Source organism: Corynebacterium sp. J010B-136, from assembly GCF_002967075.1.
Classification (GTDB): Bacteria; Actinomycetota; Actinomycetes; order Mycobacteriales; family Mycobacteriaceae; genus Corynebacterium.
On the sequence record NZ_PUGE01000008.1, the window covers coordinates 25,275 to 51,343 of the forward strand.

The 26,069-nt window shown below is 53.8% G+C and carries 26 protein-coding genes, 1 tRNA gene and 1 pseudogene; 17 read left to right on the top strand and 11 right to left on the bottom strand.

Translation table 11 applies throughout. From position 1 onward, the window contains the following. Nucleotides 1-20: 20 nt before the first annotated feature. Nucleotides 21-2,183: a class 1b ribonucleoside-diphosphate reductase subunit alpha gene (gene nrdE, locus C5Y44_RS11580; RefSeq protein ID WP_105325130.1), complete on the top strand. Its 2,163-nt coding sequence runs from the start codon at nucleotides 21-23 to the stop codon at nucleotides 2,181-2,183. Between the two features lie 109 nt (nucleotides 2,184-2,292). On the opposite strand, the gene C5Y44_RS11585 is transcribed toward nrdE, so the two are convergent. Continuing rightward, complete coding sequence (locus C5Y44_RS11585; protein WP_105325079.1) at nucleotides 2,293-3,006, bottom strand: FadR/GntR family transcriptional regulator; 714 nt, start codon at nucleotides 3,004-3,006, stop codon at nucleotides 2,293-2,295. 347 nt (nucleotides 3,007-3,353) lie between these two features. On the opposite strand from C5Y44_RS11585, the gene nrdF reads away from it, so the two are divergent. The 4 genes and pseudogenes from nrdF to C5Y44_RS11605 all read left to right on the top strand — a co-directional run bounded on the left by nrdF (nucleotide 3,354) and on the right by C5Y44_RS11605 (nucleotide 8,226). Continuing rightward, nucleotides 3,354-4,343: a class 1b ribonucleoside-diphosphate reductase subunit beta gene (gene nrdF / locus C5Y44_RS11590; RefSeq protein ID WP_066796064.1), complete on the top strand. Its 990-nt coding sequence runs from the start codon at nucleotides 3,354-3,356 to the stop codon at nucleotides 4,341-4,343. Between the two features lie 475 nt (nucleotides 4,344-4,818). Next, nucleotides 4,819-6,516 (top strand): cytochrome c oxidase subunit I, encoded by a 1,698-nt coding sequence (gene ctaD / locus C5Y44_RS11595; protein WP_105325080.1) that lies wholly within the window; start codon nucleotides 4,819-4,821, stop codon nucleotides 6,514-6,516. 100 nt (nucleotides 6,517-6,616) lie between these two features. Next, a pseudogene (gene serB, locus C5Y44_RS11600) lies at nucleotides 6,617-7,489 on the top strand (phosphoserine phosphatase SerB); the annotation flags it as partial. Then, entirely contained in the window at nucleotides 7,489-8,226 is a 738-nt protein-coding gene (locus C5Y44_RS11605) for a peptidyl-tRNA hydrolase (protein WP_199186047.1), read from the top strand. The pseudogene serB and the gene C5Y44_RS11605, both read left to right, overlap by 1 nt. On the opposite strand, the gene C5Y44_RS11610 is transcribed toward C5Y44_RS11605, so the two are convergent. The 3 genes from C5Y44_RS11610 to C5Y44_RS11620 all read right to left on the bottom strand — a co-directional run bounded on the left by C5Y44_RS11610 (nucleotide 8,223) and on the right by C5Y44_RS11620 (nucleotide 12,218). Further along, nucleotides 8,223-10,175 carry an ATP-dependent DNA helicase gene (locus C5Y44_RS11610; protein ID WP_105325082.1) on the bottom strand — a complete coding sequence of 651 codons (1,953 nt, stop codon included), beginning with the start codon at nucleotides 10,173-10,175 and terminating at the stop codon, nucleotides 8,223-8,225. The two genes, C5Y44_RS11605 and C5Y44_RS11610, sit on opposite strands and share 4 nt — an antisense overlap. 66 nt (nucleotides 10,176-10,241) lie before the next feature. Beyond that, the gene (locus tag C5Y44_RS11615; protein WP_255411992.1) at nucleotides 10,242-11,576 is read right to left on the bottom strand and encodes a nicotinate phosphoribosyltransferase; all 1,335 of its coding nucleotides are present in this window, start codon (nucleotides 11,574-11,576) and stop codon (nucleotides 10,242-10,244) included. A gap of 60 nt (nucleotides 11,577-11,636) precedes the next feature. Further along, nucleotides 11,637-12,218, bottom strand: coding sequence for a hypothetical protein (locus C5Y44_RS11620; protein WP_105325083.1), 582 nt, complete (start codon nucleotides 12,216-12,218; stop codon nucleotides 11,637-11,639). 97 nt (nucleotides 12,219-12,315) lie between these two features. Between C5Y44_RS11620 and clpS the strand changes: the two genes are divergently transcribed. The 7 genes from clpS to rdgB all read left to right on the top strand — a co-directional run bounded on the left by clpS (nucleotide 12,316) and on the right by rdgB (nucleotide 16,910). Further along, nucleotides 12,316-12,627 carry an ATP-dependent Clp protease adapter ClpS gene (clpS, locus tag C5Y44_RS11625; RefSeq protein ID WP_105325084.1) on the top strand — a complete coding sequence of 104 codons (312 nt, stop codon included), beginning with the start codon at nucleotides 12,316-12,318 and terminating at the stop codon, nucleotides 12,625-12,627. Between the two features lie 7 nt (nucleotides 12,628-12,634). Beyond that, nucleotides 12,635-13,171 carry a DUF2017 domain-containing protein gene (locus tag C5Y44_RS11630; protein ID WP_105325085.1) on the top strand — a complete coding sequence of 179 codons (537 nt, stop codon included), beginning with the start codon at nucleotides 12,635-12,637 and terminating at the stop codon, nucleotides 13,169-13,171. 52 nt (nucleotides 13,172-13,223) lie between these two features. Continuing rightward, nucleotides 13,224-13,895 (top strand): rhomboid family intramembrane serine protease, encoded by a 672-nt coding sequence (locus C5Y44_RS11635; protein ID WP_105325086.1) that lies wholly within the window; start codon nucleotides 13,224-13,226, stop codon nucleotides 13,893-13,895. Further along, nucleotides 13,896-14,669, top strand: a complete 774-nt coding sequence (murI, locus tag C5Y44_RS11640; RefSeq protein WP_105325087.1) for a glutamate racemase — start codon at nucleotides 13,896-13,898, stop codon at nucleotides 14,667-14,669. 107 nt (nucleotides 14,670-14,776) lie between these two features. After that, nucleotides 14,777-15,544, top strand: a complete 768-nt coding sequence (locus tag C5Y44_RS11645) for an MBL fold metallo-hydrolase (protein WP_105325088.1) — start codon at nucleotides 14,777-14,779, stop codon at nucleotides 15,542-15,544. Nucleotides 15,545-15,567: 23 nt separating this feature from the next. Beyond that, entirely contained in the window at nucleotides 15,568-16,296 is a 729-nt protein-coding gene (gene rph, locus C5Y44_RS11650; RefSeq protein WP_066838922.1) for a ribonuclease PH, read from the top strand. A gap of 5 nt (nucleotides 16,297-16,301) precedes the next feature. Next, nucleotides 16,302-16,910, top strand: coding sequence for an RdgB/HAM1 family non-canonical purine NTP pyrophosphatase (rdgB, locus tag C5Y44_RS11655; protein ID WP_105325089.1), 609 nt, complete (start codon nucleotides 16,302-16,304; stop codon nucleotides 16,908-16,910). Between the two features lie 125 nt (nucleotides 16,911-17,035). Here the strand turns inward: rdgB and C5Y44_RS11660 are convergent, their stop codons facing one another. Both C5Y44_RS11660 and C5Y44_RS11665 read right to left on the bottom strand, forming a co-directional pair. After that, nucleotides 17,036-17,386 (bottom strand): DUF3817 domain-containing protein, encoded by a 351-nt coding sequence (locus tag C5Y44_RS11660; protein WP_105325090.1) that lies wholly within the window; start codon nucleotides 17,384-17,386, stop codon nucleotides 17,036-17,038. 75 nt (nucleotides 17,387-17,461) lie between these two features. After that, entirely contained in the window at nucleotides 17,462-17,911 is a 450-nt protein-coding gene (locus tag C5Y44_RS11665; protein ID WP_105325091.1) for a hypothetical protein, read from the bottom strand. Between the two features lie 69 nt (nucleotides 17,912-17,980). On the opposite strand from C5Y44_RS11665, the gene C5Y44_RS11670 reads away from it, so the two are divergent. Together C5Y44_RS11670 and C5Y44_RS11675 are read left to right on the top strand one after the other, a co-directional pair. Beyond that, nucleotides 17,981-18,066, top strand: a tRNA-Leu gene (locus C5Y44_RS11670). A 190-nt stretch (nucleotides 18,067-18,256) separates the two neighbouring features. Then, on the top strand, nucleotides 18,257-19,327 hold the full coding sequence (locus C5Y44_RS11675; protein ID WP_105325092.1) for an SPFH domain-containing protein: 1,071 nt from the start codon (nucleotides 18,257-18,259) through the stop codon (nucleotides 19,325-19,327). Nucleotides 19,328-19,409: 82 nt separating this feature from the next. On the opposite strand, the gene C5Y44_RS11680 is transcribed toward C5Y44_RS11675, so the two are convergent. From C5Y44_RS11680 to C5Y44_RS11700, 5 genes are all read right to left on the bottom strand, one after another. Then, entirely contained in the window at nucleotides 19,410-20,135 is a 726-nt protein-coding gene (locus tag C5Y44_RS11680) for an archaellin/type IV pilin N-terminal domain-containing protein (protein ID WP_105325093.1), read from the bottom strand. 1 nt (nucleotide 20,136) lies between these two features. After that, nucleotides 20,137-20,874: an ATP-binding cassette domain-containing protein gene (locus C5Y44_RS11685; RefSeq protein WP_105325094.1), complete on the bottom strand. Its 738-nt coding sequence runs from the start codon at nucleotides 20,872-20,874 to the stop codon at nucleotides 20,137-20,139. Continuing rightward, entirely contained in the window at nucleotides 20,871-21,230 is a 360-nt protein-coding gene (locus C5Y44_RS11690) for a GntR family transcriptional regulator (protein WP_105325095.1), read from the bottom strand. The genes C5Y44_RS11685 and C5Y44_RS11690 overlap by 4 nt, the downstream gene beginning before the upstream one ends. A gap of 90 nt (nucleotides 21,231-21,320) precedes the next feature. After that, on the bottom strand, nucleotides 21,321-22,079 hold the full coding sequence (locus tag C5Y44_RS11695) for an HNH endonuclease family protein (RefSeq protein ID WP_105325096.1): 759 nt from the start codon (nucleotides 22,077-22,079) through the stop codon (nucleotides 21,321-21,323). 108 nt (nucleotides 22,080-22,187) lie between these two features. Then, nucleotides 22,188-23,648, bottom strand: coding sequence for a peptide MFS transporter (locus C5Y44_RS11700; RefSeq protein ID WP_105325097.1), 1,461 nt, complete (start codon nucleotides 23,646-23,648; stop codon nucleotides 22,188-22,190). A gap of 44 nt (nucleotides 23,649-23,692) precedes the next feature. Between C5Y44_RS11700 and C5Y44_RS11705 the strand changes: the two genes are divergently transcribed. From C5Y44_RS11705 to C5Y44_RS11715, 3 genes are all read left to right on the top strand, one after another. Then, on the top strand, nucleotides 23,693-24,991 hold the full coding sequence (locus C5Y44_RS11705; protein ID WP_105325098.1) for an adenosylmethionine--8-amino-7-oxononanoate transaminase: 1,299 nt from the start codon (nucleotides 23,693-23,695) through the stop codon (nucleotides 24,989-24,991). A gap of 3 nt (nucleotides 24,992-24,994) precedes the next feature. Then, nucleotides 24,995-25,678 (top strand): dethiobiotin synthase, encoded by a 684-nt coding sequence (gene bioD, locus C5Y44_RS11710; protein ID WP_105325099.1) that lies wholly within the window; start codon nucleotides 24,995-24,997, stop codon nucleotides 25,676-25,678. 83 nt (nucleotides 25,679-25,761) lie between these two features. After that, nucleotides 25,762-25,965: a hypothetical protein gene (locus C5Y44_RS11715; RefSeq protein ID WP_233189966.1), complete on the top strand. Its 204-nt coding sequence runs from the start codon at nucleotides 25,762-25,764 to the stop codon at nucleotides 25,963-25,965. Nucleotides 25,966-26,069: the final 104 nt, after the last annotated feature.

Sequence of the window (26,069 nt, forward strand, 5' to 3'; positions counted from 1 at the left end):
TGAAAGGCCGAGTGCTTCAAGTGACTCAACAATTGGGCAAAACCGTTGCCGAGCCGGTAAAGAATTCCGAGAAGCTAGACTTCCATGCTCTCAACGCACTGTTGAACCTGTATGACGAAGACGGCAAAATTCAGTTCGATAAAGACCGCGAAGCTGCCAACCAGTACTTCTTGCAGCACGTAAACCAAAACACGGTCTACTTCCACGACCTGGAAGAAAAGATTGAATACTTAGTTGAAAACAAGTACTACGAGCCAGAAGTTATCGAAGCTTATGACTGGGAATTCATTAAGTCCCTGTTTAAGCGCGCTTACAGCTTCAAGTTCCGCTTTAAGTCATTCTTGGGTGCCTACAAGTACTACACTTCCTACACCCTAAAGACCTTCGACGGTCGTCGTTACTTGGAGCGCTTTGAAGATCGCGTGTCGATGACTGCGCTTTTCCTCGCAGACGGTGACACCGCAGTTGCCGAAAGCATGGTTGATGAAATCATGTCGGGTCGCTTCCAGCCCGCAACCCCAACCTTCCTCAACGCTGGTAAGGCACAGCGTGGCGAGCTTGTTTCCTGCTTCCTGTTGCGTATCGAAGACAACATGGAGTCCATCGGACGCGCCATTAACTCCTCCCTGCAGCTTTCCAAGCGCGGCGGTGGCGTTGCCCTGTTGCTGAGCAACATCCGCGAATCCGGTGCGCCAATTAAGCACATTGAAAACCAGTCTTCGGGCATTATCCCGATCATGAAGATGCTGGAAGACGCATTTTCTTACGCTAACCAGCTGGGTGCGCGTCAGGGTGCCGGTGCAGTGTACTTGAACGCTCACCACCCAGATATCTTGAACTTCCTCGACACCAAGCGCGAAAACGCTGACGAGAAGATCCGCATCAAGACCTTGTCTTTGGGCATTGTCATTCCAGACATCACCTTCGACCTGGCTAAGCGCAATGAAGATATGTACCTGTTTAGCCCTTATGACGTTGAGCGCGTCTACGGCAAGCCATTTGGTGATATTTCCGTTTCTGAGCACTACGCAGAAATGGTCGAAGACCCACGCATTACCAAGAAGAAGATTAACGCACGTCACTTCTTCCAGACCGTTGCTGAGCTGCAGTTTGAATCCGGTTACCCATACATCATGTTTGAGGACACCGTAAACAATGCGAACCCAGTAAAGACTGGTCGCATCAACATGTCGAACCTGTGCTCCGAGATTCTGCAGGTCAACTCCCCATCCTCTTTCAACGATGACTTGAGCTACGAGGAAATGGGCAGTGACATCTCCTGCAACCTCGGCTCCATGAACATTGCTTTGGCGATGGATTCTCCAGACTTCGGTGGCACGGTCGAAGCAGCTATTCGCGGCCTGACCGCAGTAGCGGACAAGACCTCTATCGATTCCGTCCCATCGATCCGCCACGGCAATGACCAGTCTCATGCCATCGGCCTGGGCCAGATGAACCTCCACGGCTACTTGGGCCGTGAGCACATCTACTACGGCTCTGAAGAAGGCTTGGACTTTACCAATGCTTACTTCGCGGCAGTTTTGTACGCAGCACTGTGTGCTTCCAACAAGATTGCCAAGGAGCGCGGCGAGACCTTTAGCGAGTTCAAGGACTCCGACTACGCTTCCGGCGTATTCTTCGACCGTTACGATCCAGCAGAGTTTGCACCACAGACCGATAAGGTCAAGGAGCTTTTTGCGAACTCCACCATCCACACCCCAAGTGCGGAAGACTGGGCAGATCTCAAGGCTGAGGTTATGGAGCACGGTCTCTACAACCGCAACCTACAGGCAGTTCCACCAACTGGTTCGATCTCCTACATCAACAACTCCACTTCCTCGATTCACCCAATCGCTTCCAAGATTGAGATTCGCAAGGAAGGCAAGATTGGTCGTGTCTACTACCCAGCTCCACACATGGACAACGACAATCTTGATTATTTCCAGGATGCATACGAGGTCGGTCACGAAAAGATCATCGACACCTATGCGGTTGCTACGAAGTATGTGGACCAGGGCTTGTCTTTGACCTTGTTCTTCAAGGACACCGCGACCACCCGCGATATCAACCGCGCGCAGATCTACGCATGGCGCAAGGGCATTAAGACCTTGTACTACATCCGCTTGCGTCAGATGGCGCTGGCTGGAACCGAGATTGAAGGTTGCGTCTCCTGCATGCTCTAAAGCTAACTTTCATCGCTGCCAATAAGTAGCGAGGGAAGATAGCCGAAAGCCTGAGATAGCTTCACACAATGTGTTGCTACCTCAGGCTTTTAGCGTTTTCACTGCTGGGCTAGCGGTAGAGTTGCTCCGCTTCATCGCGGCTGTCTAAAAGAACGCGGCGCGAAATATTTTGCGCATCCACGTGATTGCCAGCTTTAATGGCTTCTGCCAATTCCACGTGTAGGGCTGCGGTTTTGCCAATGGGGTTGCGCTTTTGGGAACCGAACACTGAGCGACCTTTCAAAATCGCGAGTAGCGACGGCGCCAAGGAAACAAACATCTCATTATGAGATGCCGTAAAAATCAGAGTGTGGAATTTGAGATCCACCTCGAGTGCTTCTCCCACCCTCGATGATGGGCGCTCCTCTAATTCCACCAAGCGGTGAGCGAGCGCCAGAATCTCCGCTCGCTCATCATCGGTTGCCGCACCCGCGGCGACTGATGCCGCGATGGGCTCAACGGCAAAGCGCAGTTGATTGAGCGATCTTTGCTGTGCCGGTCGAGCCTTATCGTTGGTTAAGCGCCACCGAATCACCGTTGGATCGAAGCTGACCCAACTTGATTGGGGAAGAACCGTGAGGCCTACTCGCGGCGAAGTTTTTACCAGCCCCATGTGCTCGAGTGTGCGCATGGTTTCACGGGCGACCGTGCGCGAGACATCGAATTTTCTTTCAATATCTGTCAACGTGAATGTCTGCCCAACTTTCATCACGCCGGCCACAATATCTGTACCAATAGAATCTAAAACTGGGTTCACCAAAGGCACACGCTGTGAATCAGTCATAAACGTTTAACCTCCCAGTAATTCGGCGTTTGTACAAACCTAGTATGGCTCATTTTGCTCCATGAGTGGTTACTGGGTTCAGTAGCTATCGAGCAAACTTCATCGATAAGCGAAAGCGTAGCGAATGTATACCGAATGTGGCTTGCTCACGAAGGATCCAAAGCGCAAGCAGAATCACATTATCTGCAGGTAAACACGGGTTAATTCGCCATGGTCTTCATGAAATGAGCCGGGAAAAGCTGCCTCATTGAGATGCGGCACCCGAGGCGGCTGAAGGGTTAGTTATTGGGTATGCTGGGAGGCTGAAATAATAAAACTTTCGAGGTAGAACAGGGTAGGTTGATTTCGTGTCGAATGAATATGACGAGTACATCGCTAACCACACAGATCCGGTAAAAGCGATTAACTGGAACGTCATTCCCGACGAGAAAGACTTGGAAGTTTGGGACCGTCTGACTGGTAACTTCTGGTTGCCAGAAAAGATTCCAGTATCCAATGACATTCAGAGCTGGAACAAGATGACTCCGCAAGAACAGCTAGCCACCATGCGTGTGTTTACTGGCTTGACTCTCTTGGACACCATCCAGGGCACGGTGGGCGCAATTTCTTTGCTGCCCGATGCTGAAACGATGCATGAGGAAGCGGTGTACACCAACATCGCTTTCATGGAATCCGTGCACGCGAAGTCTTATTCCAATATCTTTATGACCTTGGCATCGACTCCGCAGATTAATGAAGCATTCCGCTGGTCTGAGGAAAATGAAAACCTTCAGCGTAAGGCAAAGATCATCATGTCTTACTACAACGGTGATGACCCACTGAAGAAGAAGGTAGCTTCCACGCTTTTGGAATCCTTCTTGTTCTACTCCGGTTTCTACCTGCCGATGTACCTGTCCTCGCGCGCGAAGCTGACTAATACCGCTGATATTATTCGCCTCATTATTCGTGATGAGTCCGTGCACGGCTACTACATCGGCTACAAATACCAGCAGGGTGTCAAGAAGCTTTCTGAGGCTGAGCAGGAAGAATACAAGGCGTACACCTTTGACCTTATGTACGATCTCTATGAAAACGAGATTGAGTACACCGAGGATATCTACGATGACTTGGGCTGGACCGAAGACGTTAAGCGTTTCTTGCGCTACAACGCCAATAAGGCACTAAACAACCTGGGCTACGAAGGTCTCTTCCCAACTGATGAGACCAAGGTATCGCCAGCAATCTTGTCTTCGCTGAGCCCGAACGCTGATGAAAACCACGACTTCTTCTCTGGTTCTGGTTCGTCTTACGTTATTGGTAAGGCAGAAGACACCACCGATGATGACTGGGACTTCTAAAATAGCCTGCCAGGCATAGATAGCTATTGCCTGATAAGCGGCGGATGATTCACGTAGTGAGCCTCCGCCGCTTTTGTGATCGTGGGGGTTACCCAAAGTGTCGGAAATGCTCGTGATCGGCGAAAATGCCCATGAATTCATATTTGGCAAGCTTTGCTAATGACCGCGCATCATTCTATTGGATGACAACAACTGGGGGGTTGAAGCGGGGAGTTGGGGGAGGTTTTGCCAGGGAATTCAACGGAAAACTGTGGCGTATCCCACCTAAATTTATGGAACCGTTCTGAAGGCTCATTCGTGCGCCCCGTTCGTACTGGGACAACAGCGTCACTTTAGTAACAAAGCCCTAATCAGACGGGGGAGGGAAGATTATGATGAGCTGGCAATAAGGGAAAATAGTGCCTAATATAAGGCAGGTAAACCTTTAAGCACTTCAGGTTTGGTTCTGTCGTGCTTTGTATTCAGGAGGAAAACAATGACCGCTGTGGCGCCACGGCTAGACGATTATGTCCAGCCAACTCGTCCAGAGCCTTCCGGAAATGGAAAACCCGGTTCAAAGGCCTGGATGATGCTGACCACCACCGACCACAAGCAGCTAGGCATCATGTACATCATCATGTCCCTCGGCTTCTTCTTCCTCGGTGGCTTGATGGCACTGCTGATCCGCGCTGAGCTTTTCACCCCGGGTCTCCAGTTCCTTTCTAACGAACAGTACAACCAGCTGTTCACCATGCACGGCACCGTAATGCTGCTGCTGTTCTCAACCCCAGTCGTGTGGGGCTTCGCGAACTTCGTGCTTCCACTGCAAATCGGTGCTCCTGACGTGGCTTTCCCACGTTTGAACTCATTCGGTTTCTGGATCACCTCCGTTGGCGGACTTGTCATGCTGTCTGGTTTCTTGACCCCAGGTGGCGCAGCTGACTTCGGTTGGACCATGTACATGCCTTTGGCTGACGGTGTTCACACCCCAGGCGTTGGCGCAGACATGTGGATCATTGGTGTTGGCGCAACCGGTATTGGTACCGTGCTTTCCGCTGTCAACATGATCACCACCATTTTGACGATGCGTGCACCGGGCATGACCATGTTCCGTCTGCCAATCTTCGTGTGGGGTATTTTCATCACCGCTGTTCTGTCGCTGCTGATCTTCCCACTGCTGCTTGCTGCAGCACTTGGCGTTCTCTACGACCGCAAGCTTGGCGGCCACATCTACGACTCCGGCAACGGTGGCGCAATTCTGTGGCAGCACCTGTTCTGGTTCTTCGGACACCCTGAGGTCTACGTTATTGCGTTGCCATTCTTCGGTATCGTTTCTGAAGTTGTCCCAGTGTTCTCCCGTAAGCCACTGTTTGGCTACACCGGCATGGTCTTCGCAATGCTCGCAATTGGTGCACTGTCGATGGCTGTTTGGGCACACCACATGTTCGTAACCGGTGCGGTTCTGCTTCCGTTCTTCTCGTTCATGACATTCCTTATTGCGGTACCGACCGGTATGAAGTTCTTCAACTGGGTCGGCACCATGTGGAAGGGTCACATCACCTGGGACACCCCAATGATTTGGGCCATGGGCTTCATGGGCACCTTCCTCTTCGGTGGTATGACCGGCGTTATGTTGGCAGCTCCAGCATTGGACTTCCACTTGGCTGAGTCTTACTTCCTGATTGCGCACTTCCACTACACCGTCTTCGGTACCGTTGTATTCTCTGCATTTGCTGGCTTGTACTTCTGGTTCCCTAAGATGACCGGTCGTATGCTGGATGAGCGTCTGGGCAAGATCCACTTCTGGTTGACCTTCATTGGTTTCCACGGCACCTTCTTGATTCAGCACTGGGTCGGCAACATGGGTATGCCACGTCGTTACGCGGACTACCTGGAGTCTGATGGATTCACCATCTTCAACCAGATCTCCACGGTATTCTCCTTCATCTTGGGTGCATCCGTCATCCCACTGGTATGGAACATCTTCAAGTCCTACCGTTACGGCGAAATCGTTACCGTTGATGACCCATGGGGCTACGGTAACTCCCTGGAGTGGGCAACCTCTTGCCCTCCTCCACGCCACAACTTCGAGTCCTTGCCACGCATCCGTTCTGAGCGTCCAGCCTTCGAGCTGCACTACCCTCACATGGTTAAGCGTCTGCGCAGCGAAGCGCACTTTGGTCCAGGACACTAGATTGGATAGAATTAGTGCCTAAGCACTATTCATCCTCCTGACACTTCGCCACCTCCCGGTTCCTCGGGAGGTGGCTTTGTCGTATCATGGCTACGTGATATCTACTCATCTATTGATAATTGTTGGCCCTTCCATCCCAGACAATCTCCTTAATGATTTCGAGAAATTAGGAGTAGTCATCCTCGAGCAGCGCCCGGTACCGACCGATGCGCTCGACGGTGTTGAACTGGTGGTTAAATTTGAGGGCTCGGCGGCAGACCTTTCTGCAGTAGCCTCCGAGCATGGGGTCGATGTTGCCCTGTTACCCGTGGGAAGTTCTGTTTCCCGCGGTCTTATCTGCCTCGACTGTGACTCCACTTTGATTACGGGTGAGGTCATTGAAATGCTGGCGGCACACGCCGGCAAAGAAGCAGAAGTCGCAGAGGTGACCGATCGTGCGATGCGCGGCGAACTCGACTTCGAGGAGTCTTTGCGTGAACGTGTGGCAGTGCTGGAGGGGCTGGATGAATCAGTGATTGCTTCAGTCTCCCAGGCGATCGAATTAACCCCTGGGGTAAAAGATGCCTTGGCAACCTTGAAGGCCGAGGGTTACCGCGTAGCTGTGGTTTCCGGCGGCTTTATCCAGGTACTAGAACCACTAGCGCGTGAGCTGGGCTTGGATTATGTCCGGGCAAATACTTTAGAAATTGAAGACGGCCGCCTAACTGGTCGCGTCACAGGCAAAGTCGTAGACCGCAAGGCAAAAGAAGAATTCCTGCGGGAGTTCGCAGCGGACTTGGGCCTGGAAATGGAACAGACAGTCGCTGTTGGCGATGGCGCGAATGACATTGACATGATCAATGCTTCTGGCTTGGGTATTGCTTTCAACGCCAAACCAGCGTTGCGCGAGCACGCCGATGTGTCTATCCACCTTCCGACCTTGGCGGGGTTGGTGCAGATTCTCGGGGCGCAGGCCTTGGGAGATGACAAGTAGTGCCACCAGAGTTCCTCACAGCGCACAAGCTGCTTGTCGATGCCTGCACGGGCCGTTCCTGGCGCGACATCGACGAAGATCCGCAGCATCCAGAAACCGTTCAAGCGATGCAAATAGCGCTGAATTTACCTAAGGCCACTCCGCCATCACGCATTGAGGTCCTAGAATCTGCAGCGCGTGCTGTCGTTGCTGTGTGCCTGGATGAGCGGGCAGGCCAAGATGGATTCTTCGCGGAAGCATTAGGGCAGTGGTACGGCCACCGTATCCGCAAGGTCGCCCGACGTGCGCGCAATAAGGCGTGGGAAGACGTGCAAGGCCTGACCGGAGTAACGGTCAGTAATCAAGCCCGGGCTTTTATTCCTTCAGCAGTGAAGGATGTCCCCGCACCGATTGCGAAACTACAAATCGGACACACTGATCTCCCGCACGAAGAGGTTGGTGCGCCTTTAGCTAATGCGCCGGTAATTTACGTGGATAACACCTTGGAGATGACCGCGGGTAAGGCTGCAGCCCAAGTCGGACACGGGTCGATGCTCTACGCTGCGTCCTTGAGTGCGCAAGAGGTTTGGAAGTGGAAGCAACAGGACTTTCTACTCAGTGTGCGCGAAGTACCCCGTGAAGTCTTTAACAAAGCCCTCGAGGTACCTGATGCCGTGGTTATCCGCGATGCCGGTTATACCGAGGTGGCACCTGACTCCGCGACGGTAGTCGCCTTGCCTTCGCCGTTAGGAAGCTAGGATGCCACGAGGCGCTTGAGCGCGCCACGCACGGTGTCAGGGTTGGTGGTGGGCCAAAATTGCGGCATGGAATTTTTCAGGAATCCGCCGTAGCGTTTGGTCTCCAAGCGGTTGTCTAACACCGCAACTACGCCGCGGTCGCTGGTGGAGCGCAGCAAACGGCCAGCACCTTGGGCCATGAGCAGCGCAGCGTGGGTGGCAGAGACTTCCATAAACCCCTTGCGGCCGGCGGCGTTAGCTGCCTCCGTGCGTGCCTGCAGCAGCGGCTGGTCGGGGCGGGGAAAAGGAATGCGGTCAATTAGCACTAAAGAACACGCAGGCCCTGGCACGTCCACACCCTGCCATAGGGTTAGGGTGCCAAAGAGGCAGGAATTTTCATGCTTGGAAAATTTCTCCACCAACGCACCCGTGGTGTCTTGGCCTTGGACGTAGATATCAAAAGGTATCTGCATCCGCAGTTTCTCTGCGGCCTCTTCTGCTGCCCGACGCGACGAGAATAGCCCTAAGGTGCGGCCGCCGGCGGCCATGATGAGCTCTTTCATCTCTTTCAACGTCTCTTCGGCAATGCCATCGCGCCCCGGGGCAGGCAGATGAGACGCCACGTATAAAATGCCCGATTTGGCGGGATTAAATGGCGTGCCGGCATCCATGGAGTCCCACGTGCCCTTCGGCATCCCCCACTGCGCAGCCATCGCATCAAAGCGGCCGCCGAGCGCCAGCGTTGCTGAAGTCAGCACGACGGTATTTTGCCCAAAGAGGTTCTCGCGCAGCATATCTGCCACCGATAACGGGGCAACCGCCAAAGAAGAATCGTCCACCCAGACCACGTCATCTTGGTCAGCGGCATCATCGGTGTCAAAGACTTCCAAGATACGGTGAATGGTCTCGGCCATCTCTGATAGGTGGTTAGTCAGGTTCTGGCGTTCAGCGAATTTCTCCGGGTCATTGGTGGACTCACCTTCGCTAGGGCGGGAAACAGCAGTCTTGCACTCAATGATTGCAGTGGCCAAGCCGTCGAGCTGATTCTTGGACGGCTCATCCATATCCACCCACCGGCCGGAGTCATAGGAATCGATGAAGATCGCAAAATCATCGGCAAGCTCTGCTAGGCGGATATCTTTGCCTTCAGCACCTAAAGACTTAGCGCGGTTTGCGGCCATCTTGATGGCACGCGCATTAATCTCTGCAGTGGCCACGGAAGTAATACGAGCATCCAGCTCGTGTGCCTCATCCACAATCACCACGTCATGTTCGGGCAAGATATTGGTTTCCGCGGCGGCATCGATAGCCAAAAGTGCGTGGTTGGTCACCACGATATCGACCTGAGATGCCTTCTGTTTGGCCAATTCGGCGAAACAATCCTCGCTTTGGGGACAGCGGGATGCCCCCAAGCATTCGCGTGAGGTGACAGATACCTGCCGCCATGCGAGATCGGGAACGCCGGGGACTAAATCATCCCGGTCACCAGTTTCGGTTTCATCAACCCACTCAAAAACCCGCTTAACGTGCTTGCCGGTCCAGGAAATATCCTCATCTTCGAGCAGCGTTTCATCGGGCTCAAATCCTGCCTGCGCAACCTTGTTAAGACAAGCGTAGTTGTTGCGGCCCTTCATAATCGCAAACGTAGGTTTGCGTTGCATATGTGGCTCCAGTGCCTCCACCAACCGGGGAAGGTCGCGCTCTACCAGCTGGCGCTGCAACGCAATGGTTGCGGTAGAGACAATGATGCTGGAGCCCGTATTATGCGCATGACGAATCGCCGGCACCAGATAGGCTAAAGACTTGCCTGTACCGGTGCCAGCTTGCACAGCCAAGTGGCGTTCGGACTCTAAAGCTTTAGTGACAGCTTGAGCCATAGCGTGCTGGCCATCGCGGCGGGCACCACCCAAGGCAGCTACGGCTTGGTCTAGCAATTCTTCCGTTGTCTGATTGAGGGGTTCGTCATTCACCTCACCGAGTCTAAGCTATCTGCGCAAATCCCCGAAACGGCTTTACCCGCTGTAAAACGTTTTAAGTTATTCGAAGCCCACGTAGCGGGTGTGCACGGCAGGTTCATCGCGCGTCAGCGCCAGGCCTTCCCATGGCAAGGTCTTGATGCTGTGCGCCAGGTACTCGCGGGATTCATCAAGGCTTGGTTGCTTGTCGACGATTTCCCCGTCCCGAATCAAAGGCACCGTCAGCATCTTGGAGCTTAAGTGACCGGTATCAGGCTCCTCGCTATCAAATGGGAAGATAATCTCTTCGATAGCAACGCCAGAGGAACGGTAGGAGCGCAGGGCGCGCTTGGCCCCGCCGACGGACTTTTTCGCTTCAGAGCGCTTGGCGACGGGATGTCCATCGACTTCCACGATTTTGTACACCATGCTCGCGGTTGGCGCACCAGAACCAGTGACTACGGAAGTACCCACACCGTAGACATCCACTGGGTCACCGCGCAGGCCAGCTATTGCAAACTCATCGAGGTCAGAGGAAACCACGATCTTGGTGTTGTGCGCACCTAAATCATCGAGCTGCTTGCGCACGCGGCGGGTGATGGCGCCTAAGTTTCCAGAGTCAATACGCACTCCGCCTAGTTCTACGCCAGCGACCTCGATGGCGTTATTGACGCCCTGGGTGATATCGAAAGTATCTACCAAGAGCGTGGTTTTGACGCCGTGGGCTTCAATTTGGGATTTAAAAGCGGCCTTTTCATTCGCACTGCCGTCGTCATTGACGTGAGCCAAAGTCCAGGAGTGCGCCGCGGTACCCGATGCCGGAATGCCGTAGCGGGCTGCAGCTTCGAGGTTCGACGTAGATTCAAAGCCCGCGAGGTAAGCCGCGCGTGCAGCAGTAACTGCCGCCTGCTCATGCGTACGGCGCGAACCCATTTCAATGATTGGGCGGCCATCGGCTGCCACCACCATGCGGGAGGCCGCAGAAGCTACCGCGGAATCGGAGTTCATAATCGACAAGATGACGGTTTCTAATAAAACGCACTCGCCGAAGCTGCCGCGAACCGTCAGCAGCGGGGAGTTAGGGAAAAATAACTCGCCCTCGCGGTAGCCGTCAATCTGCCCTGAAAAGCGGTAATTGCGCAGGTAATCTAATGTCGTTGGATCTAAAAAGGTCAGGGTTTCTAATTGTTCTTCCGTAAAGCGGAAGTTCTTCACTGCCTCCAGCACGCGCGGAATGCCAGCGACAACACCGTAACGACGTTCATTAGACAGCCGGCGGGCGAAGACTTCGCAGACAACTGGGCGGTCAGCGGTGCCATCGACAAGCGCTGCTTGCAGCATTGTCAGCTCATACATGTCGGTGAGCAGTGCCGTGGATGGAGCCGTGGATTGGGAATTATTTAACTGAGGGTTCACAGCGAACAATTCTAGCGCGCGAGATCGATGATCGGCGGCATCTTGGGTCAAACCCGCGCATTAATCGAACTGCAGCACCAGCCACACCATGTCATCGCCGGCAGAATATGCTGCTGAGACCGCCATGTGCAAATTGGACGGCTGCATCAATACTGCTGCGTGTGGTTCGGAGGTACGCAGCATTTCGATAAATTCATATCCGGAGGCATCGGCAAGCGGCAAATGAGCCTGCAACATGCTGATATTTTCTTCAACTGGGTCTTCTTGCCCGGTTAAAGCATTTGTTTGTGCCTTATACTGCGTCGCGGCCTGGCGCTCTGGATATTTAATAGCCATGCCTAAGTGCTGCTCTTGACGCATCTGGTTCACTGCATCGTAGACCTCGGTTTCAATGGTCGCGAGTTTCGTCTGTACCTCGAGCGGGGGAGGCACATAATCAGGATGCCCGGTTACTGGAATTTCCTCGGAAGTATCCTCGCCGTCACCATCACCATCGGGCGACGAGGTGCCACCGGAAGCGATCGCGGCAATGAGAGTAAGCGTCAGCGTAATCGCCGTAATTCCGATTTTAAGAAGGTTCGCGGGATTAGTACCAGAGAAAAGTTCCTGGAATTTTTTGGCGATAGACGGTGGCAATTGCATGTTCTTGGGCCTTTGCAAGCAGCTAAGCGGAAGGTGCAGTGCCTAACTCTAGCGAAAATCTCCTATGAAAGTAAGAAAGTTCGTTAAGCTAGGAGCCATGTACGTGCAACTAAGTTCCCCCATGGCTTCTCCGGAGCTCGATGAGGCAATAGAAGTCTCGGTGCAGTCGGAAGAAAATCTCCCGTGGATGTGCATCGTTTGGGATGACCCTGTCAACCTCATGAGCTATGTGGCTTATGTTTTTCAAACCGTGTTGGGCTATGACAAAAAGCGCGCCAATGAATTAATGATGCAAGTGCATACTGAAGGCAAAGCCGCAGTAAGCTCAGGTGAACGTGACAAAGTCGAAGCCGACGTGAAAAAGCTGCAAGTAGCAGGGCTTTGGGCAACGATGCAGCAGGCAGGTTAAAAGATAGATGCAACCATGGAGAAAGAAAAAGGCTCTATTACGCGGCGCGAAGTTTCAAACCGTCTTGGAGCCTATGGAACGAGAGGTCTTAGGAAACCTCACGTCCACCGTCAGTGAAGCCATTATTCAACGAGCGCAATCTGCTCCCAAAGATGAGCTGGCTGAAATGATGGATATGCCCAGTGGGCACAAAGAAGCCCCAGCAGATCCTTCCTTAGCGCGACTTTTTCCAGACTTTTTCGCAGAAGGCGAAGAAGAATATGACGGGGATGCAGGCTTGATGCGCAGTCTGCATGAAAATGACATCGCCAAAGAAAAACTGCGCAACCTGCAAGTCATCAACCACGCGCTCGGGCCAGTCGGTGGGGTAGAAGTCTCCATCGAAGAAGCTGATGCGCACGCATTTCTTGCTGGTCTCAATGACCTGCGCCTGTACTTGGCCAGCGGGCCTATTTTTAGCGAAGAAGATGAACAAAACCGCGACACTTTGGTGGAGTGGCTTGGATATTGCCAAGATTCCTTATTAGAAGCCTTAGTTGGCTAGCTAAGAAAGAAGACGGCGACGTCAGCTGGAGTGGGTTAAACTAAAAGCCATTATGACTTACCCAGCACCGATTCCGCAGCCCGCCGGCAAAAGAACCTCCAACAACGGTATTTCGGCGAATTACACCAAGCGTGGCCGCATTGCCACCGGGTTAACCTTTGCGCTCGGCTATGTTGCAGTGCTGTGGCTAGTGCATCTAGTCAACACCTTCATCTTCGGCGGCGCGCTGACGAATTTCGGTATTCACCCGCTGGATTTCAATGGTCTGTTGGGCATTATTACCTCGCCCTTTTTACACGCTAACTTTGAGCACCTGATTTCTAACTCCATTTCAGGCGCCATCTTCTGCTTTTTAGTTGGTCTTTCTGGCCGCCGCGCCTGGTGGGAAGTCACCCTACTAGTTGTATTAATCGGCGGGATCGGCACGTGGCTGCTTGGCGGGCCCGGTACCAATCACATCGGCGCTTCCGGCGTGGTCTATGGCTGGTGGGCCTACTTGCTGCTTCGCGGTATCTTTAACCGCTCCCTGGGCCAGATTGCTTTGGGCATCCTCTTAGGCATTTTCTACTCCGGCATGATTTTCGGGGTATTGCCAATCTATGAAGGGGTTTCCTGGCAAGCGCACCTCTTCGGTGCGGCCGGCGGTGTTCTAGCGGGTAGTGTTATCACTTCAGATGACACCAAGGCGCAGATTGCTCGTCGTAAAGCGAAGGCGGTTAGATAAGTGGACCAGTTAGCTTCCATCGGCATTTTTGATTCAGGTGTCGGTGGTTTAACTGTTGCGCGCACAATCATGGAGCAATTGCCGCAGGAATCCATAATCTATGTTGGTGACACAGCGCATGCCCCATACGGTCCGCGGGAATTAGAAGATGTGCAAAACCTCTCGCGCGAAATCGCTGATGATCTAGTAGCGCGCGGCTGCAAGATGCTAGTGATTGCGTGCAATACCGCTACCGCAGCATTTTTAGATGAAGCCCGTGACCGCTATGACATCCCCGTGGTGGAAGTCATCCGGCCGGCAGTGCGCCGTGCGCTGGCGACAACACGCAACCACAAGGTCGGCGTTATCGGTACAGAGGGCACCATTAATTCCCAGGCCTACCAACGTCTTTTTGCCCGAGATGAGCAGGTAGAAGCACTTGCGGTAGCGTGCCCAGACTTCGTACCTTTTGTGGAACGCGGCATTACCTCCGGTCGGCAGATTCTGGGAGTGACAGAAGCGTATCTTGCTCCGCTGCAGGCAGCCGGGGTTGATACTTTGGTGCTTGGGTGCACGCACTACCCCTTGTTAACTGGCATTATCCAGCTGGCCATGGGGGATAATGTGACCTTGGTGTCTTCTGCCGAAGAAACCGCCAAAGATGTTTTGCGTATCTTGACCGAGCGGGATGAGCTCGCGCCGGTGGATAATAAGCCCACCCGCAAATTTGAGTCCACGGGCGATCCAGAAACTTTTTCGCGTCTTGCACAACGATTTTTGGGCCCTCAGCTGTAGCTTTGCCGCGCGGTGAGGATCCCCACATGGGGCTATAGTTAGTGTCTTTGGCCGTTAGAAGGTATGTATTTCAAGCTTTTTGGCTTAATTCATGACAACATAGCCTCATGAAGTTGACCATTCTAGGATGCTCGGGCAGTGTGCCCAGTCCTAATAACCCTGCGTCAGGTTACTTGGTTTCTTTCCCAGACGCACCATCTATCGTGATGGACTTAGGTCCTGGAACCTTTGCGGCGTTGCAGGAAATCCAGGACCCGTGCGATGCACACATGACCTTTAGCCATCTGCATGCGGATCACTGCACTGACTTTCCATCGTTGATGGTCTGGCGCCGTTTCCACCCGGATGCCCCAGCTGCCTCGCGCAATTTCATGTTTGGCCCCCACGATGCCCCAACGCACCTAGGGCGAATGAGCGCGGATCATATTGATGAAGTGGATGATTTCTCGGATTCTTTCGCGTTCTCTGCCTGGGAGCACGGTAAGCGCGAGCTTATCGATGATGTCTATATGACACCTTTTCATGCCATCCACCCGATTGAGGCGTTTAGCCTGCGCATGGAGCACTCGAAGACTGGCAAGGTAATCTGCTACACCGGTGATACCGCCTACACCGAAGATTTGGTGCCAGCAGCGCAGAATGCGGATATCTTCCTCGCGGAGGCAGCCTGGGGTTGTGAGACCGAAGGCCGCCCACAGGGCATGCACATGTCGGGCAATCAGGCCGGGCGTTTAGCAACGCTTGCCGATGTCAAAAAGCTCGTCCTGGTTCATCTGCAGCCATGGAGCGATCCGCAATCTACCCTCGATGCAGCACGTTCAGAATTTGATGGGGAAATTGTGCTGGGCGCGCCGGGCATGGAGTTTGAACTTTAACCACGCGCGGTACCCTTGAGGACATGACTGATTTTCAACGTGCTGATGGTCGTGACTTAGACCAGCTGCGAAGTGTCCGTATTACCCGCAATTTCACCACTAATCCTGCCGGCTCTGTGCTGGTTGAGTTCGGCAACACCCGCGTGATGTGTACTGCTTCTGTGCAGCAGGGCGTTCCGCGTTTTAAGAAGGATTCCGGTGAAGGCTGGTTGACTGCGGAATACGCTATGCTGCCCTCTGCAACCCATGACCGTATGCCACGTGAGTCCATGAAGGGCAAGGTCAAGGGCCGCACTCATGAGATTTCTCGTCTGGTCGGCCGTTCCCTGCGCGCGGCGATTGATTTGAGCCAGCTCGGCGAGAACACCATCCAGATCGACTGTGATGTGCTTCAGGCCGATGGCGGCACCCGCACCGCATCGATTACGGGTGCATATGTCGCGCTTGCCGATGCCATCGCTGTCCTCAAAGACCAAGGCGTCGTTCCCGGCGAGCCACTTCTAGACCCCATCGCTGCGGTCTCTGTCGGCATCGTCGAGGGCAATGTCTGCTTAGATTTGCCCTATGAGGAAGACTCCCGCGCAGAAGTTGACCTGAATGTTGTCATGCAGGAATCCGGCAACTTCGTGGAAGTTCAAGGCACCGGTGAAAACGGTCTCTTCGGACGCGATGAGCTCAACGCCATGCTCGATGTTGCACAGAAGGGCTGCTTTGAACTCATCGCGGCTCAGCGCGCAGCACTTGGAATCTAGGTCGCATGAAACTTCTTGTTGCATCGAATAACGCGAAGAAACTCGGCGAGCTGGAAAAGATTCTGGCTGATGCCGGCATCGATTCCGTTGAGCTAGTTCCACTGCGTGACGTCGAACCTTATGCCGAGCCCGTCGAAGACGGACGCACCTTTGCCGATAATGCTTTGATTAAAGCGCACGCCGGCGCGAAGGCAACGGGTCTTGCCTGCATTGCTGACGATTCCGGCATTGCCGTGGAAGAACTCAACGGCATGCCAGGTGTGCTTTCTGCACGCTGGTCTGGTCAGCACGGCAATGATGCGGCGAATAATGAATTATTGCTGGCGCAGATGGAACATGTTCCGTCCGAACGCCGCCAGGCGGCTTTTGTTTCGGTGTGCGCCTTGGTCACTCCGGCGGGCCAAGAGCACGTTGCCGAAGGACGCTGGCCGGGCACACTGCTGACAGCCCCGCGTGGTGAGGCTGGCTTTGGCTATGACCCGCTCTTCCAACCCGAAGGTGACACTCGTTCCTCCGCGGAGCTGACTGCTGAGGAAAAGAATGCCGCCTCGCACCGCGGGCGTGCATTGGCACAGTTGGTGCCGGTCATCGAAAAGCTCGCTGCCTCACGCTAGCTCACAAGCTTGAGAGGCAAGAAAACCTAGCTTGGGAATAGTGAAAGGACCGTACATTACAAAAGTACGGTCCTTTGCTTTGGGATATCCTCAGCTCATTCAGCTAAAACTTCAGGATTGAGCTCTTAAAGCTGGAACATTGCCTTGACCTGGTCGCGACGCTTGATCTCCATCCAGAAGGAGAAGAAGGGGATCACACCGGCAAGAGCGGTGGTAAACCATTGGCCCACAGACCAACGTGCTTTAGGCGCCAGGTTCAAAATGGAAAGCAAGTACACCATGTAAGCAAGACCGTGAGCCTGTGCAATCAGGGTGGCCCAGTCCGGCATTTCCATGCCTATGATGTATTCCAAAATCATGCGGATAACCAGGATTACCAGGAATATACCGGTAATCGTCGCGGCAATGGTGAAGAATTTCAATGCGGTATCAACGCGCTTCTGACGTTCTGGGTGTACCTGCTGCGGGCTAGCCATTTTAAAGAAAAGTCCTTTTCGGTTGTGAAGGGGTGGTGGAAACTATTGATTTCCAAGCTCTAGCTTTAATAGATTCTAGAAATCCACTTGATGGTCATCTCGGCGCTGCTCGGATGTTGATTGCCTCCGCCGCGGCTGGTTCAGGGCGTTGAACTCTTCAACACTTAGCTGCCTGCGTTGGGGAAGGAAGTTTTCGTCAATCTTGGTGACTTGGTCATCAGTATCTTGTGGTGCCTGGTAGACAAAGTCTTCAGTGCCGGATTGGGCAGCTTCATTTTCTGCATCAATTCGTTGATTCTCGTAATGCAGTGCCGTGCGATATGCGTAAATCACAAAGGCTGCAAAGAGCGGCCATTGAAAGGCGTATCCCAGATTTTGGAAGGTGCCCGAGCCGGATTGAAAGCGCGTCCACTGCCACCATGCAAGGCCAAGAAAGGCAACTACGAAAAACCCGATGAGCACAAAATGCCACCATCGTGGTTTGATTTTATTTCGCTGCTGACTCACATCTTCCACCCTACCCATGATTTTCCAAAAGCCCTATTTGCTCGATTATTAGTTTGGCCACGATTTGTTGTACTATCAATTCCGCAGGCGCCCGTGGCGGAATTGGCAGACGCGCTAGATTTAGGTTCTAGTGTCCTCAGGGCGTGTGAGTTCAAGTCTCACCGGGCGCACCATGAAAGACCACCTAATTAACTTAGGTGGTCTTTTCTATGCCTGAAGCAATGTTGCGCTGGAAAATAGGTAGTGCGCATAAACTAATTTTGTGCGACCATGGATTAGGTAACCCTTTTCAATCAGTTCAATACATAGTGTGAGGCTTCGAGTTCATCGGGGTGTCCACGCCCTATCCAGTCGGTGATAATTTTGACTACTTTAATTGTGCTTGCAGTCCTCTTACTCCTCGTTGTGGTGACCATTTTTGATGGCTACTTCATTGTTCGCACTCGAGAGGCCGCCATCGTTGAGCGCCTCGGTAAGTTCAACAAGGTCGCGCACGCGGGTTTCCACTTCAAGCTGCCTTATATTGACCGCGTTCGTGACAAGATTTCTTTGCAGATTCACCAGCTGGACGTCATGGTTGAAACCAAAACCAAAGACAACGTCTTCGTGCAGATTCCAGTAGCCGTGCAGTATGAAACAGTCGAAGGTCGGGAGCGCGAAGCGTTCTACCGCCTATCCGACCATGAACAGCAGATTATTGCCTACGTACAGGACAACGTTCGCTCTTCGGTCGCGAACATGAATCTGGATGATTCCTTCTCTTCCAAGGACACGATTGCTCAAAACGTTGGTTTGTCCCTGCGTGACAACATGGCGGAGTACGGCTGGAACTTCGTGAACACCCTGGTGACCGATATTCGCCCTGATGCCCGTGTACGTGAATCCATGAACTCGATTAACGCGGCACAGCGTGAGCGTGAAGCAGCCGTTGCTCAAGCTGAGGCTGAGAAGATTCGCGTCATTAAAGAAGCAGAAGGTTCCGCTGAAGCCCGCAAGCTACAAGGTCGCGGTGTTGCTGAGCAGCGTAAGGAAATTGTTGAAGGTATCGCAGCGCAGTATGAGATGTTGCGTGCCGCAGGTATTGATGAATCTCCAGAAGCTTTGATGCTGGTATCGCAGTACCTAGATGCAATGGTGGATGTCTCCAGCAACTCCCAGTCCAACGTTTTGTTCATGCCTTCGAACCCAGGCGGGATGGGCGACATTTTCAACGGTATGCGTGATGTTCTCATGTCTTCGCACGCCCTCGATAAAAACGATGGCTCCGCAAAGGTTGCTGATAACAAGCCCCGCCAGATTTCCCAGCCGCAGCCCCAGTCCAATCCGGCACAATCCCAGCCGAGCCAGCAGCGCCAGCAGCAGCCGCAGCAGGTTCAGTCCGCGCGTGAGTACTTCAATGAAATGCGCGACCAGCTCCGTGGTGGCGGCCAGTAATTTTTAGCCCAGCGTTGAACGCTACGCATTGAAAAGACCCTGCTTCGGCAGGGTCTTTTGCGATCCTCAGGGTGTGCGGTGGTTAAGCCCACGGGTTGCGCAGGCTGCGGCGGATAGCCCACCACGCAGCTATCGCCGGGGCTGCACCCACAGCTAGAACCAAAAGGAAGCGTTGCCAGGATTCGAGCATAATTGGGAAGACTACGTCTGGATTTTCTGCACGTTGATAAGCAGTCCAGCTCAAGTAGATCGTGACAGCAATGAGAAGGGCAAGCGCAACCACGCCTGATATTCCCATCGTCAGCAGCTGCGGCCAGCGGCGAAGCGAGATTCCCACCGCAAGGCCTGTGATGGTGAAGGTTAAGAAAGCCGACACCAAAATCAAGTAGGTCCAGGCCACAGAAGCTGCCGTAATTCCCATATCTGGGAGCACGTATTCCGCGCCGTTGGTATCAAGATGCGTAACTGGGCCGTCAGTATTAACAAACCAGTCATACCAGGTGTAATAGGGCGAATTTCTTTGCATGATCAGCGCTGATGCAGCCGCAATCGCCGCCATCACAGCCGACCACAGAGCTGCGGTCGTAAGTGCGCCGCCGACCCAGCGTCGAGCAGGAACGTCGAGTGCGTGGAGTTTTGGCCAGTTGTGGCCGGCAATAGTGAAGAGTAAACCGCTCAAAAATAGTCCGCCCCATGTCCATAGCCCTCCATCGAAGGCCCACCAGCGACCGAAAGCAAGTGCGAGGGATACGACTATGAACGCGAAGAGGAATTCGCGCCGGACGGGTTTTAAGAAAGCAGCGAACATTTCAGTTCCTTTCGGTAGAAGCCAGCAAGTTGATAAGCGTGGGGTCATCGGCAGTCGAAATATCGATACCCTCAGCGTGTGCGCGAACAGTCTCCGAAGAAGACAAGGCTTCGGCTAGGGTGACTGCGGAAATACCGCCTAAAGCCCGCGTGTCGACGACCTTCTTCCGCGTGACAATCTCTTCAACAACAGCTGTAGAACCAGTAAGCGTTGGGAAATTCTCGCGGACGATGTCTAGTTCCACGGGGGCGGACACACTGTTGTCATAAACGGTAATGACGTGTTCAACAAGGCCGACTAAGTCCTCAGCGCGGTGCGATGCAATGACGACAATGCGGTCGGACTCGGCGAGCAATTCGATGAAGACCTCGCGCAGCATCGTTCGGGAATCGATGTCTAATCCATCGAGTGGTTCATCAAGCAGCAGCATTGGTCTATCGGATGCCAGGGTGCTTGCCAAAGTAAGCAAGCGACGCTGCCCAGCGCTTAACGATGCAAACCGTGCCTTAAGCGAGATGTCACCGAGGATGCGCGATGCGAGCGCATCATCAAAGTTAGGACGAGCAAGGCGAGCACACGCTAAGTGGTCGGCAACCGTGTAACCCGCAAACGTCGCATCGGCAGCCGATGGCGCAATGGATGCATTGCCTTGGGCATGAAGCTTTCGCAGCAACGTGGTTTTACCCGCCGCATTAGGGCCAATGAGGCCATATGCGCCAGGGGAGAGGTCGAGGGTCATAGTCGGTTCCTTTCCTCATCGAGGAGACGGTTAAGTTCCGCGTCGCTTAAACCAAGTGCGCGTGCTTCATCAAGAAGCGGACGAATAAAGCTGGCGGCAAGATTTTCGCGCCGGGTGGCACGAACTTTCTCACGAGCACCATGGACTACGAACATGCCCAGGCCGCGACGCTTTTCGAGCAAGCCTTCATCGACAAGCAGCGTGAGCGCTTTGGCACTTGTGGTGGGGTTGACTGAATGAAAAGCAGAGAGTTCATTCGTGGACGGCGCGCGTTCGCCTTCCGGCAAAAGACCAGAAGAAATCTGGTCGCGAATACCCGCGGCGAGGCGCTGATAGATGGGTCGAGTTTCAGGCATTGGCGGCTCCTTAGGTTTATGGGTTAACCACCTGTGTGGGTAACCATATAGCCATTTGCGGACAAATGGCAATAGCAAAGGTCAAAATGCTTAGTTTGTGCAGGTAGCGAGCTGGGTGTGCAGCGCGTCTTTTTCTGCGGGGGTTACCCACAGTCCGTATTCGGACTTCACGTCAATGATGTCGCGGGCGTATTCGCAACGGTGCCGGCGCTGCGGTGGGAGCCAGGTTGCGGCATCGCCAGCGCCCTTTTGTGAATTCAGGCGACCTTTTACCGCGCGCAGATTGCGCGGGTCGTTGGCAAAGTTGCGACGCGTTTCCTCGTCCCATTGTTGCGCGCCTTTTTGCCAGGCATCGGCAAGTGCCACGATGTGGTCAATTTGAACTTCGGAAGATGTCGAACGCCCGCGGGTGAAATCGATGGTCTCACCACTGTAAGCGTCGTGCAGCGTGCCCGATAAAACCACGCAGCCGTAGGTGCCTTCTTTAATTTCTGTGTTGACCAGGTCGCGGCGCAAAATATCGTTGCGGGTATCGCAGCCGTTGTGGCCAAATTCCACCGTGACATCATCACTCCATGCCTGGCCGAAAAGTTCACGTTCATAACCGGTCTTTGGCGCACGTCCTGCAACGCGCAGGCTGTCTAGAATTTGGACGTAGTGATGGGAAACATCCGGTTGGGCAGCGGTAGCTTCCTGCGTGGCTGGTGCTGTTTCCGCGAAAGTTTCAACCGACCCAGGCTGGGCATTCCGGGAATCGGCGTCATTGTAAAAAGCAACGCCAATGATGATTGCTAAGAGAATGAGAATTTGAACAGCAATCGTTGCCACACGCTTTAAACCTTTAGTCATGATGGATGATGATTCTAGACTGCCAGTGGGACACACTCGAAGTTGGTGACGAAAACATGTTTGATAAAAGCGTGCTTGATAACTGTTCAGATTCGGTGTTGCGAAGGGCTATGCGCGGCGCATCCGTGCTCGCATAAGAAGAATTGCGCCCAGCGCGACGGGCGCAATACCAACCACGGCGAGATAGAAAGTTTCGCCAGCTGGGGAATTTGGATCGTAGAACGTCGAAAGAGCACCGGCGAGCGATGAGCCAATGGCCATTGTGAGAAAGTAGAGCGCTGAGAACCGAGTGTTAAAAGCGCGGGGAGCGTGAGTGCCGGCGGCAGCCATCGCGACGGGTCCGACGAAAAGCTCGCCCAGTGTCATGAGCAAAATAGTCCCGCCAAGAATTAGGAATGGAGTCGAGCCGGGGCCTGTGCCAGTAAAGGGGAGCAAGAGAAACATTCCGGCGCCAGCAATGATGACGCCAATGCTTGTCAGTGTGCGGTTGTGTGGGGAGAACTTTGAATAGCGCAGGAAAAGTGCTGCAAGCATTGGGCTAAATAACAAGATGAATAGCGGGTTTAGGGACTGAGTCCACGCTGCCGGAATGAGGAATCCGAAGACCTCACGGTTTAAGCGTTGCTCTGAATAGACAGCGAGGACGCCATAAATCTGCGATTGCAGGCACCAATAGACCACAGAGCATACGAAAATAGGAAGAAATTCGCGCACCTTGACGCGTTCTGTAGGGGTAACCAGCGGTGAGCGGAACATGGTCCACATAAGGAAACCGGCGACGCCTACTGTCAGCGCTAGGAGAACGTATGAAATCGTAGTGGGATCTAGCCATAGAACTGCGCATATTCCGGCAATGCAACACGCGAGAGTAGCGGCTGCAGTCCGATAGTAGTCCTGTTTACCTAATGAGTGTGCAGGCTTTGCGATGACATCTTTGAGCCGGTCATCTGCATTTTTGAGAATAAAGCGACGCTCAACGGCATAGCTTAAAAGCCCGATGATCATGAGCGTGCCAGCTGCCATAAAGCCCACGTGGTAGTTATAGCGCTGGGCCAGCCAACCGGTCAGAAGCGGGCCGAAAAGACCTCCGATGTTAATCCCGCAATAAAAGACCTGGAAACTGGCATCGCGCGCGCCAGGGTTGGCCTCAAATACCGCACCCAAGATGGTGATAGCTGCTGTCTTAAGCAGGCCAGAACCGGCCGCGATGGGAAGAAGCCCAGCGATGAGCCCTAGGTAGCCGGGGACAAGTGACAGGCACAGGTGTCCGATCACCAGCATTAATGCGCCGGTCAGAAGTGTTCGTTCCGCCCCTAAGAGATGGTCCGCAATCCATCCACCGACAAATGTGAACAGGTAAAGCAAGCTGCCGTAGGCACCAAGTAGTGCGGTGGCATGGGTTTGTTCCATGCCAAGTCCGCCGTCGGTGACTGTTGAATACAGATAGTAGGCCAAAATCGCCTGCATTCCGTAGAAGCTGAAGCGTTCCCACATCTCTACCCCGGCGATGGTGGGGACGGTGGAGCGGGCAACCGGAGATTTTATTGAATGGTGTTCAATTATGGTCATGGGAGACAATGTATCGCATGGTTTGATGTGATAAACAAGTGGGTATGGAATTATTGAACAGTGTTCATGGGAGCGTGCTGGAACTGGACGGCAACGCCGTTCGCGATGTTGATTCCGCGCACATTTGGCACCCCTACGCCGCGCCAGGCCAAGACGTCTTTGTGGTCGCAAGTGCAAATGGCGTGTATCTCACCATGGCGGATGGAGCCGAGCTGATTGATGGAATGTCATCGTGGTGGTCCGCCGCCCACGGGCACAAGCATCCGCGGCTTGTGGCCGCGGCAAAGAAGCAGATAGACACAATGAGCCACGTCATGTTCGGCGGGCTTACTCACGCACCGGCCGCGCAGCTGACGAAGAACCTGATGCATCTCACCGATGGCGCGTATTCCCAGGTCTTTTACTCGGATTCGGGCTCAGTCGCCGTAGAAGTTGCCATGAAAATGGCGCTGCAGTGGGCACGCGGGCGCGGCAAGAAAGCGGACCGGTTCTTGACGTGGAGGTCTGGGTACCACGGGGATACTTTCGCGACGATGAGCGTGTGCGATCCAGTCGGTGGAATGCACGCCATGTGGGGACCTAATGTCCTGACCGAACAAGTTTTTGCGGATGCGCCACCGGTTCGTGGGGCTTCGGCCACCCAGCGAGCGAAGTACTTGGAGCACCTAGAGCAGCTTATCGATGAGCCAATAGTCGCCCTGTTAATTGAACCCGTGGTTCAAGGTGCTGGCGGGATGCGGTTTCATGACCATGAACTGCTCGTTGGGGTGCGTGAAATATGCGACCGCAACGACGTATTGCTCATTGCTGATGAGATCGCTACCGGGTTTGGCCGTACCGGTGATCTTTTCGCAACGCATGCCGCTGGGATTACTCCTGACATTATCTGCGTGGGAAAGGCCCTGACTGGTGGTTTCATGTCGCTGGCGGCAACGCTGGCAACATCGAAGGTCGTTGAAGGGATGGAGCCCAAAGCGCTGATGCATGGCCCAACTTTCATGGCGAATCCATTGGCCTGCGCAGTTGCGGCAGAAGCAACAACGCTGATTGCTGAAGGCGCGTGGAAAGAAGACGTTCCGCGAATTGAAAAGGGGCTGCGCGCCGGGTTGGCTCCGGCAGTGGAAATTTCCGGAGTTGTGGATGTCCGCGTCCTCGGCGCCATCGGCGTGATTGAAATGGCGCATGACGTAGACATGTCAGCTACTGCCGCAGCAGCCATGCGCAATGGGGTGTGGCTGCGGCCCTTCGGCCGGCTTATCTATGCCATGCCGCCGTTTATCTCAACGGATGATGAAGTTGCACAAATTGCACGTGCAATGGTCGCAGCAGCGGAAAGCGCATAAGCCATGATCATTTTTGTAACTGGTACAGGAACAGATATTGGGAAGACCGTTGTTACTGCGGCTCTTGCGAGCCATTATCGGAGTCATGGATATGACGTGGTGGTGGCAAAGCCGGTGCAAACTGGTGAGCCGATAGTCCAAGGCGATATCTTCACGGTCAAAACGCTAACTGATGTGGACATTGCAGAATATGTGCGTTATCCAGAACCTTTGGCGCCAAACCTCGCAGCTAGGCGCGCCGGTGTGGTCCAAGTAGACCGGGGTGAACTGGCGGACTGGATTAGACACTTGGATGATCCGGAGCGCGTCGTTCTTGTAGAAGGAGCCGGTGGACTCCTAGTGCGGCTTGCCGATGATTTCACGCTTGCGGATATCGCAGCCGACCTCGAGGCACCCCTGTTCGTGGTCACCTCCCTCGGTTTGGGCAGCCTGAATTGGGCGGAGCTAACCGTGCGCGAGGCGCAGCGCCGCGGTCTGCAGGTAGCGGGATTAATCGGTGGAAGCATGCCGGCAAACCCCGATCTTGCAACGCAGCTGAATATCGAGGAGCTAGAGAAAGTTACTGGCGTTCGCTTGTGGGGATGCATTCCGCAGGGGGCAGGCGCACTGGACGTAAAAGCTTTCGCCGAAAGTTCTCGCAACTGGTTGCGCGATTTGCCGTCAGACCCGTCTAGCTTAGTTAGCTGATGTGGGCTGGGAAGCCGGTAGGCTCTGTTGAAGAATCTGCTGAGCAGAGAAGAGTGGAACCGGGAAGAACGGAGACTTTGAGCGTGAGCATTGATTACATCTTTGATGACTATCTGGATGATGCCGGGATTGCTCGAAGTGCTGAAGTTGTCCCAGACCATGCCTGCCAGGTCTTCGATGGGGAAGTCCTGGAAAGTGATGATTCAGTCAAAGAATCTCCTATTCCTGCGCCCTCGCTTGAACAAGCGCGCGATGCAGTGGAACGAATGCTTAGCAGCGATATATAGTTCAGGTCACAAAAGCAGTGGTGAGTGAATTTATCGGTTGATTTGCCCTAAAGTTGCACGTCATTGGCGGCGCGGGGCAAAAGATGATGGTTCCCTCATGATTT